Annotated in this window: 9 protein-coding genes; 2 read left to right on the forward strand and 7 right to left on the reverse strand. The window is 71.2% G+C overall.

Annotation, left to right across the window (positions count from 1 at the left end; genetic code table 11):
* Window positions 1-216 precede the first annotated feature (216 nt).
* Entirely contained in the window at window positions 217-417 is a 201-nt protein-coding gene (locus ACWDBB_RS07790) for a hypothetical protein (protein ID WP_449788719.1), read from the forward strand.
* A 116-nt stretch (window positions 418-533) separates the two neighbouring features.
* Here the strand turns inward: ACWDBB_RS07790 and ACWDBB_RS07795 are convergent, their stop codons facing one another.
* The 5 genes from ACWDBB_RS07795 to ACWDBB_RS07815 all read right to left on the reverse strand — a co-directional run bounded on the left by ACWDBB_RS07795 (window position 534) and on the right by ACWDBB_RS07815 (window position 6,816).
* Entirely contained in the window at window positions 534-1,553 is a 1,020-nt protein-coding gene (locus ACWDBB_RS07795) for a LacI family DNA-binding transcriptional regulator (protein WP_449788720.1), read from the reverse strand.
* Between the two features lie 25 nt (window positions 1,554-1,578).
* Window positions 1,579-3,276 carry a glycoside hydrolase family 13 protein gene (locus tag ACWDBB_RS07800; protein ID WP_449788721.1) on the reverse strand — a complete coding sequence of 566 codons (1,698 nt, stop codon included), beginning with the start codon at window positions 3,274-3,276 and terminating at the stop codon, window positions 1,579-1,581.
* A gap of 73 nt (window positions 3,277-3,349) precedes the next feature.
* Entirely contained in the window at window positions 3,350-4,249 is a 900-nt protein-coding gene (locus ACWDBB_RS07805) for a sugar ABC transporter permease (RefSeq protein ID WP_449788722.1), read from the reverse strand.
* Between the two features lie 39 nt (window positions 4,250-4,288).
* Window positions 4,289-5,290: a carbohydrate ABC transporter permease gene (locus ACWDBB_RS07810; protein WP_449788723.1), complete on the reverse strand. Its 1,002-nt coding sequence runs from the start codon at window positions 5,288-5,290 to the stop codon at window positions 4,289-4,291.
* A gap of 248 nt (window positions 5,291-5,538) precedes the next feature.
* Window positions 5,539-6,816, reverse strand: coding sequence for an extracellular solute-binding protein (locus ACWDBB_RS07815; protein WP_449788724.1), 1,278 nt, complete (start codon window positions 6,814-6,816; stop codon window positions 5,539-5,541).
* 311 nt (window positions 6,817-7,127) lie between these two features.
* On the opposite strand from ACWDBB_RS07815, the gene ACWDBB_RS07820 reads away from it, so the two are divergent.
* Window positions 7,128-7,631 (forward strand): GNAT family N-acetyltransferase, encoded by a 504-nt coding sequence (locus tag ACWDBB_RS07820; protein WP_449788725.1) that lies wholly within the window; start codon window positions 7,128-7,130, stop codon window positions 7,629-7,631.
* A 60-nt stretch (window positions 7,632-7,691) separates the two neighbouring features.
* Here the strand turns inward: ACWDBB_RS07820 and ACWDBB_RS07825 are convergent, their stop codons facing one another.
* Window positions 7,692-8,759 carry an aldose epimerase family protein gene (locus tag ACWDBB_RS07825; protein ID WP_449788726.1) on the reverse strand — a complete coding sequence of 356 codons (1,068 nt, stop codon included), beginning with the start codon at window positions 8,757-8,759 and terminating at the stop codon, window positions 7,692-7,694.
* A gap of 296 nt (window positions 8,760-9,055) precedes the next feature.
* Window positions 9,056-12,070 (reverse strand): ATP-binding protein, encoded by a 3,015-nt coding sequence (locus ACWDBB_RS07830; RefSeq protein ID WP_449788727.1) that lies wholly within the window; start codon window positions 12,068-12,070, stop codon window positions 9,056-9,058.
* Window positions 12,071-12,312: the final 242 nt, after the last annotated feature.

A 12,312-nucleotide genomic window follows, 5' to 3' on the forward strand; every position in this document is an offset into this window, starting at 1 on the left:
GCGCAGTCGGACAGCCGACGGGCCTCAGGTAACAGGTAACAGATTTCATCATCTGTCAGCTGTCGCCCGAACGCTGACCACCCACCGCCCCCGGGGAGAGTCTGGTCGCTCTCCCCGGGGGTTCCGACGTACCTCCGGCCATATCCCCGTGGTGGATCCCCGCTCCAACGGGCATGCTGCTGCTCTGCACCCGAGGACACCCGAGGAGGAGTCCACATGGCCCAGGTCACCGTCACCCTCGACGCGAACCTCGCGATCGACGTGATGATGCTCTCCGGCACCAAGAACCCCCAGGACGCCGTCGAACTGGTCCTGCGCGACTACCTGGCCCGCGGCCGCCGCACCGAGACCCGGACCGGCGACGCGACCGACGGGCACCGCCTGACCGCCGACGGGCCGACCACCCAGGAGGGCTGACCACCCGACGGCCGCCACGACCACCGACGGCCGCCACGACCGGCCGCGCGCACGCCGAAGGGCCCCGGAGGGCAACCGCCCTCCAGGGCCCGTACGTCGGCCGCGGCCGCCGGCGCTCAGCGCGCGCAGGCCCCCGTGGACCCGCGCATCACCAGCTCCGGCTGGAACATGAACTCGCCCCGCTGGGCGGCGTTTCCGCCGACCTCCTCCAGCAGCGCGTCGACCGCCGCCGTGGCCATCGCCTCGACCGGCTGGCGGATCGTGGTCAGCGGCGGCTCGGTGAAGGCGATCAGCGGCGAGTCGTCGAACCCGACCACCGACACGTCCTGCGGCACCGACAGCCCGCGCTGGCGCACCGCCCGGATCGCCCCGAGCGCCATCATGTCGCTCCCGCAGACGATCGCCGTGCAGCCCTTGTCGAGCAGCGCGCCGGCCGCCGCGTGCCCGCCCTCCACGCTGAACAGCGTGTGGTGGACGAGGTTCTCGGCCGCCTCCCCGCTGTGCCCGAGCACCTCGCGCATCGCCGCCGTGAAGCCCTCGATCTTGCGCAGCACCGGCACGTACCGGCGCTGCCCGACGGCCAACCCGATCCGCTCGTGCCCGAGTTCGGCCAGGTGCTGGACGGCCATCCACATCGCGGCCCGGTCGTCCGGCGAGATGAAAGGCGCGTCGATCTTCTCGCTGTAGCCGTTGATCAGCACGAACGGCACCCCGCGTCCGGCCAGCCGGGCGTAGCGGTCGTGGTCGGCGGTGCTGTCGGCGTGCAGTCCGGAGACGAAGACGATGCCCGCCACTCCCCGGTCCACCAGCATGTCCACGAGTTCGTCCTCGGTGGACCCGCCCGGCGTCTGGGTGCACAGCACCGGGGTGTAGCCGTGCCGGCTGAGCACCTGCTCGATCACCTGGGCCAGCGCCGGGAAGATCGGGTTGCTCAGCTCCGGCGTGATCAGACCGATCAGCCCGGCGCTGCGCTGGCGCAGGCGGGTCGGCCGCTCGTACCCGAGCACGTCCAGCGCCGCCAGAACGGTCTGCCGGGTGGCGGCGGAAACGTTCGCCTTGCCGTTGAGCACGCGGGAGACGGTGGCTTCGCTGACCCCCGCCTGCGCCGCGATGTCTGAGAGTCGCGCCGTAGTCACGGTCCCAGAGCCTATTCCAACCACGTCAGACCGCCCACCAGCCGGTGCTGTCCGGTGCGAGCACCGTCTCGCCGCCGTCCACCACGACGTCGGCCGAGGCGAGCAGCAGCGCGCCCGGGGCCGCGATCCGCACCGGCTCGCCGGTGGTGTTCACGGTGCAGACGAAGGCGCCGCGGCGGAACGCCAGGGTGCCCTCGGGGCTCTCCAGCCACTCGACCCCGGTGCCGGCGCCGAGGTCGGGCTGGGCCCGGCGGACGGCCAGCGCGCTGCGGTAGAGCTCCAGGGTGGAGGTCGGGTCGCCGGTCTGCGCCTCGACGCTCAGCCCGGCCCACTCGGCCGGCTGCGGCAGCCAGGACGGTCCGCCGGCGACCGGGCCGAAGCCGTACGGGGCCTCGGTGCCGGACCACGGGATCGGGACGCGGCAGCCGTCGCGGTAGCCGTCCTGGCCGGCCTGGCGGAAGAACGACGGGTCCTGGCGGACCTCGTCGGGCAGGTCGGTGACGTCCGGCAGGCCGAGCTCCTCGCCCTGGTAGACGTACGCCGAGCCGGGCAGCGCGAGCATCAGCAGGGTGGCGGCGCGGGCGCGGCGCAGGCCGAGTTCGCGGTCGCCGGGGGTGCGGATCTGGGTGCCCAGGCCTGGCTCGTTGGCGAACCGGGTGGCGTGCCGGGTGACGTCGTGGTTGGACAGCACCCAGGTGGTGGGGGCGTCGACCGGGCGCATCGAGTCGAGCGAGAGGTCGATCACCTCGCGCAGCGCGGTGGCGTCCCAGTCGGTGCCCAGGTACTGGAAGTTGAAGGCCTGGTGCAGCTCGTCCGGGCGGACGTAGTTGGCGGTGCGCTGGACGGTCGGGGTCCAGGCCTCGGCGACGCCGATCCGCTGGCCCGGGTACTCGTCGAGGATCCTGCGCCAGCTGCGGTAGATCTCGTGCACGCCGTCCTGGTCGAAGAACGGCATGACGTCGTTGCCGAGCAGCTTGAGCTGGTCGGAGCCGCCGAGGTCGGGCAGGCCGGGGGCCTTGACCAGGCCGTGGGCGACGTCGATGCGGAAGCCGTCCACGCCCATGTCGAGCCAGAACCGCAGGATCGAGCGGAACTCGTCGGCGACGGCCGGGTTCTCCCAGTTGAAGTCGGGCTGTTCCGGGGCGAACAGGTGCAGGTACCAGTCGCCGGGGGTGCCGTCCGGGTTCTCGGTGCGGGTCCAGGCCGGGCCTCCGAAGATGGACTCCCAGTCGTTGGGCGGCAGTTCGCCCTGCTCGCCCTTGCCGGGGCGGAAGTGGTAGCGCTCCCGCAGCGGGGATCCGGGGCCCTCGCGCAGCGCGCGCTGGAACCACTCGTGCTGGTCCGAGGAGTGGTTGGGGACGAGGTCGACGATGATCCGCAGGCCCAGGTCGTGGGCGTCCCGGATGAGGGCGTCGGCGTCCAGCAGGGTGCCGAACATCGGGTCCACCGCGCGGTAGTCGGCGACGTCGTAGCCGGCGTCCGCCTGCGGCGAGGCGTAGAACGGCGAGAGCCAGACCGCGTCCACCCCGAGGTCGCGCAGGTAGGGCAGGCGGCTGCGGATGCCGGGCAGGTCGCCCATGCCGTCGCCGTTGGAGTCGGCGAAGCTGCGCGGGTACACCTGGTAGATGACCGCGTCCCGCCACCAGCCTCTGGACGCGCTGACGTTCGCCTCGTGAGCGGTGTCGGCGGCAGGCCGGGAGGTGTCGGCCAGGTTCTGGGTCATGGACGGTATCCCTTGGGGACTAGAGGAGCGGAAGGCGCTGGGATGTGGAGGCGCGTGACGACGCGGCGGCGCGCTACGACTTGGAGGCACCGGCGGTCAGTCCGGTGACCAGGTGGCGCTGCACCAGGTAGAAGAAGGCCGCGGAGGGGATCGCGATCAGCACGGCGGTCGCGGCCATCAGGTTCCACTGGGCGTCGTGCTCGCTGACGAAGGTCTGAAGGCCCACGGCCAACGTGTACTTGTCGGAGCTGAGCATGAACGTGGAGGCGAACGGCACCTCGGCCCAGTAGGTGAGGAAGGAGTAGAAGGCCGCCACCGCCAGGCCCGGGCGGGCGAGCGGCAGCACCAGGCGCCAGAAGGTGCCGAACGGGCTGAGCCCGTCGACCCGGCCGGCCTCGTCGATCTCGACCGGGATGGTGTCGAAGTAGCCCTTCAGCAGCCAGGCGCAGTACGGCACGGTGGTGGTCGAGTAGACCAGGATCAGGCCGGTGTAGCTGTCCAGCAGGCCGAGTTCGGAGAGCATCGTGTACATCGGCACGATCAGCACCGCGATCGGGAACATCTGGGTGACCAGCAGCGACCACATCAGCGGCTTGTGCCCGGGGAACTTCATCCGGGACACGGCGTAGCCGGTGGTGGCGGCGAGCATCACGCCGAACACGGTGGTGATGCCGGAGACCAGCAGGGCGTTGCCGAACCAGGTGAAGAAGTCGGTGTCGGCCAGCACGTGCTGGTAGTTCGACAGCGTCAGCTTGTCGAAGATCTGGCCGGGGTGGAGGTAGTCGGTCTTGTCCGGGCCGAGCGAGACGAACAGGATCCACGCGACCGGGAACAGCGCGATCAGGCCGGCCAGGATCAGGGTGCCGTGGGACAGCGCCCGGGCCAGCGGGCTGCGCTCGCCGCGGCGGCGGGCCTTGGCGGGCCGGGCGGCCGGGGCCCCCGCGCGGGTCGGGAGTTCGGTGGTGGTGCTCATCGGGTTACCTGCCTTCGTGGGTCAACTGGGTCCGGGGCCTCAGCCGTTGGCCTGCTCGTTGCGAGCGAGCCAGCGCCGGTAGAAGGCGGTGAAGACGATCAGGATGGACAGCAGGATCACGCCGTAGGCGGCGGACTGCGCGTAGTCCCGGGGGATCTGGCCGAAGCCGAGCCGGTACGCCCAGGTGACCAACAGCTGGGCGTCGGGGGCGCCGGTGCCGAACAGCAGGAAGATCACGTTGAACTGGTTGAACGTCCAGATCACGCCGAGCAGCACGACCGTGGAGGAGACGGAGCGCAGCCCTGGCAGGGTGACGTACCGGAAGCGCTGCCAGGCGCTGGCGCCGTCCATCTCGGCGGCCTCGTACAGCTCGGCAGGGATCGACTGGAGTCCGCCGAGCAGCGAGATCATCATGAACGGCACGCCGGCCCAGGTGTTCACCATGATCGCGGCCGCCTTCTGCGCCCACGGATCGGTGAGCCAGCCCGGCTCGGGCAGGTGCAGGAAGGAGAGGATGCCGTTGACGACGCCGCCGTCGGCGAGCATCAGGCGCCAGGAGAAGACGGTCACGAAGGTCGGTACGGCCCAGGGCAGGATGAGCAGCATCCGGTAGGCGGCGCGGCCGCGCATCTTCTGGTTGAGCAGCAGCGCGAGACCGAGGCCGAGGGTGTAGTGCAGGAAGACGCAGACCGCCGTCCAGGCGATGGTCCAGACGAAGTGCGACCAGAAGCGGTCGTACGAGCCGGGGCCCCACAGGATGTCGGCGTAGTTGTGGAAGCCGACGAACTCGTAGCTCGCCGGGATCTCGTTGACGCCGATCTTGCGGGCCACGTTGAGGCTGTTGGCGTCGGTGAGCGTGAGCCAGATGCCCTCGGCGAGCGGGTAGAGCACCAGCACGCCGAGCACCAGCACGACCGGCGCGATCATCGCGTAGGCGTACCAGTGCTTGGAGTAGGAGCGCTTCACGCGTTCCAGCAGGCCCGGACGCTGCTCGCGCTCCCGGCTGCCCTTGTCGGTGGCGCCCTGCACGGCGACTGACATCGTTTGCACCTTCTCGGGGGGATTCTCGGGGGAGCCGACGGCCCGGCCCGCCGGAGGGGTGACGGGTGGCGGTGGCGGTGGCAGGAGACAGCGGACGACGGACAGCGAACAGATGACAACTGACAGATGATGAAATCTGTTCTCTGTTATTCGTTCGCCGTCCCGCGTCCGTCGTCACCCGTCCACGGTCACCCGTTCACGGTCACCCGTTCACGGTCACCCGTCGGCCGGCGGGCCGGGCACAGGGACTACTTGGCGAAGCCCGGCAGGAGCTTGGCGTAGTCGGTGGCGACGGTGTTCAGCGCGTCCTGGGTGCTCGTGCCCTGGACGACCTTGCCCAGGTTGGTGTTCAGCGAGGCCAGCAGCGAGCTGTACTCCGGCAGTTCGGGGCGCGGCTTGGCGCTGCTCAGCACGGCCTGGAAGCCGGCGATACCCGGGTCGGCCTTGACGTCGGCGGTGAAGGCGTCGGAGCGGGTCGGCAGGGTGGCGTTCTTCTGCGCGATGAACGCCTGGCTCTCGGCCGAGGTCATGAAGGCGGCGAACTTCTCCGCGGCGGCCTTGTGGGCCTTGTCGGCGCCCGCGTAGACGGAGATGTTGTGGCCACCGGTCGGGGCGCCGCCCTTGCCGGCGGAGCCGCCCGGGACGGCGGCGATGCCGAGGTTGCTCTTGTCCGCGAAGGCCGAGCCCTTGTAGACGTTGGTGATCTCCCAGGGGCCCTGGATGATCGCCGCGACCTTGCCGCTGTTGAAGGCGTCCATCATGTGCGCGTAGGCGTCGGTGGTCACGTCGGCCTTGGCGGTGCCGGGCGAGGTGAACATCGTCTTGTAGGTCTCGACGGCCTTGACGGCCTCCGGCGAGGTGATGGTGATCTTCTTGCCGGCGGCGTCGACGGTGTCGGTGCCCTCGCCGAACAGGAACGGCAGCGCGTAGTAGCCGTCCGCGGCCTTCAGCCAGAAGCCGTCCACGCCCGCCTTGTCCTTGACGGCGGCGGCGTCGGTCTTCAGCTCGTCCCAGGTCTTCGGCGCCTCGGTGATGCCCGCCTTGGCGAACAGCTCCTTGTTGTACATCAGGCCGAGGGTGTCGGTCACCAGCGGGACACCGTACAGCTTGCCCTCGTACTTGGCCTGCTGGACCAGGCTCGGCTGGAAGGCGGAGGTGTCGGCGGCGGCCGGGGTGCCGTCCAGCGGCTCGAGGTAGCCGGCCTTGGCGAAGGCGGCGGTCCAGCCGACCTCGGAGCGGAACACGTCCGGAGCGCCCTTGGCCCCCATGGCGGTCTGCAGCTTGTTCTGCGCCTGGTCGAACGGGACGTTGACGAAGTCGACCTTGATGTTCGGGTTCGCAGCCTCGAACTTCTTGACGAGCTCCTGGTAGTTCGGCGCCTCGTTGGTGGCGTTCGACGTGTCCCAGTACGTGAGGGTGACCGGCCCGTCGGCCTTGCCGTCGGAGCTGGAGCCGCTGCTGCTACAGGCAGCCATCGAGACCGCGAGGGCCACAACGAGGGCAGAGGCCGCGATGCCACGCCGCATGAGAACTCCTTGGAGGGTGGGGGTGCCCGAGATGTTCGGAGACAGGCGCATAATGTGGCTGCCTCGTACCGACCGCACCGTTGCTGCCGTCGGGCTCGGGAAGGAAGTTAACAGCGGCACAAGAAGGACGGAAAGTCCTTGCAGCAAGTTTCTGCAAGAAACCGCGATCGTTACGCCCGCGTGTCCTTGACGTTGCCGCACGGTAGTTGATGGCAGCACCGATTGCCCGAATTCGTCCGATTCGCCCCGCTGTGGACTGGCTGACGAAACCACCGTCCGTGGCCGAAAACGGCCTGCAGCAGACTGGACGCATGCGAATCAGAGCCGTCACCAGGGACGAACTTCCGCTGCTCACCGAGCTGGAGCGGGCCGCCGGCGCACCCTTCGCCGCGATCGGCATGCCCGAGATCGCCGAGGACGAACCCCCCGCGCCGCAGGAGCTGGCGCCCTACCTGGACCGGGGCGTCGCCCTGGTCGCCGAGGCCCCCGACGGAACCGTCGCCGCCTACCTGCTGGCCGAGCCGGTGGACGGCGCGCTCCACATCGAACAGGTCTCCGTACACCCCGACCACGCTCGCCGCGGCATCGGCCGGGCGCTGATCGAGCACCTCGCCGAGACCGCCGACGCCCCCGCGCTCACCCTCACCACCTTCGCCGAAGTGCCCTGGAACGCCCCCTACTACGCCCGCTGCGGCTTCCGCCCGCTGGCCGGGGAGGAACTCACCCCCGGCCTGCGCGAGATCCGCCGCAAGGAGGCCGAGCACGGTCTGGACCGCTGGCCCCGGCTCTGCATGCGCCGGGACCTGCGGCCGTAGGACCGAACCACCGGTCGACCGGTAGGGCCCGACTCACCGATCGGCCCCCACCGATCGGCCCTACCGGTCGGTCCCCAGCCGGAGCACGGTCGTCGAACGGAACTCCTCCCCCGGCCGCAGCTCCGTACTGGGGAACGCCGGGTGGTGCGGGGAGTCCGGGAAGTGCTGGGTCTCCAGCGCGATCCCGGCGAACGGCCCGTACGGGACGCCCCTCGCGCCGGTGACCGTGCCCTGGAACTTGTTCGCCGTGTAGACCTGGATGCCCGGCTCGGTGGTCAGCACCTCCAGGGTGCGGCCGCTGACCGGGTCCTCCAGTCGCGCCGCCCGCGCCGGGCTGCCGTCCGCCGGCCGGGCGCGCAGCACCCAGTTGTGGTCGTAGCCCCCCGGCCCGGTCAGCTGGGGGTGCTCGTCGTGCACCGACTTGCCGACCGGCGTGGCCAGCGTGAAGTCGAACGGCGTGCCGGCCACCGGCTCGGTCCTGCCGTACGGGATCTGCCGCTCGTCGGCCGGGGTGTAGGCGTCGGCGTCCAGGGTGAGCAGGTGGCCGAGGACGTCGCCGCTGCCTTCACCCGAGAGGTTGAAGTAAGCGTGGTTGGTCAGGTTGACGACGGTCGGCTTGCCGGTGACGGCGCGGTAGGCGATCACCAGCTCACCGGAGGCGGCCAGGGTGTACGTGACGGTGACGTCCATCGCCCCCGGGAAGCCCTGGTCCCCGTCCGGGCTGTGCAGTGCCAGCCGCACCCCGCCCTCGACCTGCTCGGCCTCCCACATCCGGTGCGCGAAGCCGTCCGGACCGCCGTGGATGGTCATGCCGCCGCCGGTCCCGGCGAGCTGGTGCTCCTCGCCGTCGATGGTGACCGACGAGCGGTCGATCCGGTTGGCGTACCGGCCCACCACCGTGCCGTAGTGCCGGGCCGGGCCGAGGATCTCGGCCAACCGGTCGGTGGACAGCAGTAGTTGGGCGGAGCGGCCGGCGCGGTCCGGTGCGCTGAGGGTGTGCAGCGTCGCGCCGAGGGTGAGCACGCTCGCCTCGTACGGGCCGGCCGTGAGCGTCCAGCGGCCGATCGCGGCGCCGGCGCCCGAGGGCTCCAGGGGTTCCTGCCGCACGCTGGTGGCCTCGCTCGCCATTGGCCTGCTCCTCACTGGCGGCCCGGTCGCACCGCGGCCGCCCGGTTCCGGGTCCGTCGAGGGGGCGCCGCGGCAGCCCCGTCTCGGTCAGCCTAGCGACGGCAGGCGCGGCGCAGGCGCTTCCGCGCACCCACGCGCCGCCGCGCGCGCCGCCGTCCACCACTTGGGCCCCTGGCCACCCGGCAGGCACCGGCTGGACACCCGTCAGGCACCGGCTACGCGCCCGTCAGGCACCACCGCTCGAGACCCCGCCGCCCGAGACCCTGCGGCCACCGACCGCCACGCGCCACCCACTCCTAGTCGTCCAGGTCCTCCAACCAGCCCGCGTCCCGCTGCTGCTGCGGCAGCCCGAGCGCCGAGGCCAGCCCGTCCGGCCCGCTGCCCGCCTTGCGGTAGACCGCCGCCAGCCGACGGTTGACCAGGCCGATCGGCACCCCGAGCTCGTCGGCGATCCGCTGCGGCGGCACGCCCTGCACGGCCCGCTTGGCGACCTCCCACTCCGCGCTGCTGAGCGTGTCGATGGTCTCCCGGAAGTCGCGCAGCCCCAGCCGGTTGGGCCGCAGGCCGTAGTTGGCCAGCTCCCGCCGGGCCCGGTCGACCAACCCCTCCGCGGAGCAGTGCTGGGCCAGTTCGATGCCCTGGTACAGGTACTCCTGGGCGTCGTCCAGCCGTCCGACCCGCCGCAGCGCGGCGCCCAGGTCGACCAGCGCGACGGCGTGCTCGTAGCCGGCCGGGGACTGCCCGAGGTACGTCACGGCGTCCTCCAGCAGCTCGACCGCCGCCTGGCCGTCCTCGATCCTGGCCTGCAGGCGCAGCGCGCTGCCGATCGCCGAGGCGGTGCCGAAGGCGCGGGCGTCCATGACCGCCTGTTGGGCGTACTCGCGGGCCCGCTCGGGCTCGTCGCGCGCGATCGCGATGGCGAGGTGGCCGGCCCAGGGCGCCCAGACGGTGTTGCGCCAGCCGCGGACCTCCAGTTGGGCGCCGGCCTCGGTGAGCGCGGCGGCCGCGCCCGCGTACTTCTCCTTGGCGACCAGCAGCTTGCCGTACAGCGAGGCGGCGTCCGGCAGCACCATGGCCGTCGAGTGGTACGGCGGGTGGAAGCCGAACTCGTTGGCCAGGTTCCAGGCCTCGTCCACCCGGCCGCGGGCGATCAGGGTGTCGACCAGCACACCGATCGCGTCCCAGGCCAGCGGAAGCTTCTCCCCGATCCGCTCGGAGATGCGGTACGCCCGGCGAAGGAAGTCCTCGGCCTCGGCGAGCAGGCCGCGGCGGAACCGGGCCAGGCCCATCAGGAAGTAGGCGAAGCCCCGGTGGGCACCGCTCCAACCGGCGATCTCGAACTGGATGATGGCGTCCGCGGCCAGCCTTTCGGCCTGGGCGATGCGGTCGTTGTAGATGTACGTCAGGCCGAGCATCGAGGGCAGTTCGAAGCCCCAGGTGGTGTCGGTCCAGCCGAGGCCCTTGGGGAGTCGGCCGACGTCGAGGACCTCGTCGGCGAGCGCGAGCGCCTCGGCGGAGGGGGCGCCGCACAGGGTGAGGTCCCAGGCGCGCATGGCGAGCACGGCCCGGTCGGCCGCCTCCCGGCCGCCCAGGTTGCGGCACATCTCGCCGAGCCGGGCGGAGCGGCCGGGGCCGTCCTCCTCGGACTTGCGGAAGGCGTGCCACATGAACGAGGCGGCCTGGAGCCGCTGGCGCGCGGCCGGGTCGGCGGTGCGCTCGGCCTCGTCCTGGCAGACCACGGCGGCCTGGCCCAGCTCACCGGCGTGGGCGAGCACCTCGGAGAGCCGGAAGGTGGCGTCCACGCGCAGTGCGGGGCGCAGCGGCACCTCGTCGGGGTCGAGGGCCAGCTTGAGCTGGTTGACGGTGGCGACGGGGTCGGTGAGCAGTGCGGAGCAGCCGAGTTCGTACAGCACCTCGGCCTTGATCTCGTCGGCGGGCGGCTCGTTGAGCGCGCGGTGCAGACAGCGCTGGGCGGCCTCGGGGGCGCCGATCAGCTGGTGTTCGACGGCGGCGCGGCGGAGCTTCTTGACGATCCGGTCGTCGCCCTCGCCGGAGTGGGTCTCGACCAGGTGGCGGGAGGCGGCGAGCAGGCCGAGTCCGGCGTTCTCGATCTCGGCGGCGGCGATGCCGTGCATCCCGAGGCGGGTGGCGTCCGGCATGGTGTTGTAGATGGAGCTGGCGATCAGCGGGTGGACGAACTCCAGGTTCCCGTTGGGGGTCTGGGTCAGCACGCGCTGCTTGCGCAGTTGCTTGATGGCCTCGCGGGCGCCCTCGGTGCTCAGGGTGGAGATCCGGGTGGCGAGGTCGACCCGGATGTCGGTACCCAGCATCGCGCAGGCCCAGGCGAAGCGCAGGGTGCTGGCGCCGAGCCGGTCCAGCCAGCTCTTGAGGGTCATCCCGGCGGCGTCGACGGCGAGTTCGCGCAGCTGCCGGGAGTTCTCCTCGACGGGTTCGAGCTCCTGCTCGCGGACCTGGTCGAGCAGGGTGTTGGCCTCGAACGGGTTGCCGTTGACGACGTTCCAGAACTCGTAGCAGAAGGCGTCCTCGGCCTTGTCGCCGAGCTCGGCGCGGATCATGTCGGTGACGGAGTTGAGGGAGAGCCGGTTGAGTTCGTGCTTGCGACCCTTGAGCGCGAGGACGTCCCGGCGGAAGTCCTGGGTCTCGGCGGGCCAGTCGTTCTCGTCCTCCCGGAAGGCGAAGACGAGCAGGACAGGAAGTTCACTCGATCGGATGGCGAACTTGGTCAGCCAGGAGAGTGACTCCCCGTCCGCCCAGTGCAGGTCGTCGACGATCATCACCATCGGCGCGCGGCGCGGCGCGAGCTGGGTGATGACGTAGTCGAGGCCGTCGCGCACGCCCTGCGGGTCGAGGCGGCGGGCACCGACCTTGGGCTGCTTCAGACCCATGGCCGGCCCGACGACCTCCTCCCAGGTGCCCATGACCTGGCTGAACACGTCGGGCTTCAGGTCGGTGAGCACGGGCTGGAGCAGCTGGCGCAGCACGTGGTACGGCTCCTTGAACTGCCGTTCGCCGCCTCGGGCGAACAGCACGGTGGCGCCGTCGCGGACCTTGGCGAGCCGCCGGACCTCGTGCAGCAGACTGGTCTTGCCGATGCCGGGGCGGCCGGAGAAGGTGAGCAGGTCACCGATCTCGGTGCCGCCGGCGGCGAAGCCGCGGCAGAGCCGGTCGACGGCGGCCTCCACCGAGCGCAGTTCGGCGTCGCGGTCTCGCAACCGGACCCGGGGCGCGGTGACGTCGCCGTCGGGGGCGGAACCAGCACCCGCCCCAATTGCGTTCTCCTGCTCGGTCACCCTCGCGCCTCCGCCTCGCCCGCTCGCGTCACAGCTCCATCACTGCGTGGAGCCGAGGTTAGCGCCGCACGGACCTTCCCGTGGGGCATTCGTGCAGGCTGGGGCGGACGGTGGGGGTTCGGGCGTACCGTCGAGGGCAATCGCCCAATATCCCTAACGTCCGATCATTGCATCAGATACCCTACGGCCTTCGAGGCGCAGATGATCTTGCGAAATCCGCCCCCAGCACTCGCGCCCCTCCA

It is taken from the genome of Kitasatospora sp. NPDC001095 (genome assembly GCF_053598615.1).

Excerpts from the sequence above, each read along its gene's own strand:
- ACWDBB_RS07790 (WP_449788719.1), top strand. The coding sequence starts at position 217 with ATGGCCCAGGTCACCGTCACCCTCGACGCGAACCTCGCGATCGACGTG.
- ACWDBB_RS07800 (WP_449788721.1), bottom strand. The coding sequence starts at position 3,276 with ATGACCCAGAACCTGGCCGACACCTCCCGGCCTGCCGCCGACACCGCT.
- ACWDBB_RS07805 (WP_449788722.1), bottom strand. The coding sequence starts at position 4,249 with ATGAGCACCACCACCGAACTCCCGACCCGCGCGGGGGCCCCGGCCGCC.
- ACWDBB_RS07810 (WP_449788723.1), bottom strand. The coding sequence starts at position 5,290 with ATGTCAGTCGCCGTGCAGGGCGCCACCGACAAGGGCAGCCGGGAGCGC.
- ACWDBB_RS07815 (WP_449788724.1), bottom strand. The coding sequence starts at position 6,816 with ATGCGGCGTGGCATCGCGGCCTCTGCCCTCGTTGTGGCCCTCGCGGTC.
- ACWDBB_RS07820 (WP_449788725.1), top strand. The coding sequence starts at position 7,128 with ATGCGAATCAGAGCCGTCACCAGGGACGAACTTCCGCTGCTCACCGAG.
- ACWDBB_RS07825 (WP_449788726.1), bottom strand. The coding sequence starts at position 8,759 with ATGGCGAGCGAGGCCACCAGCGTGCGGCAGGAACCCCTGGAGCCCTCG.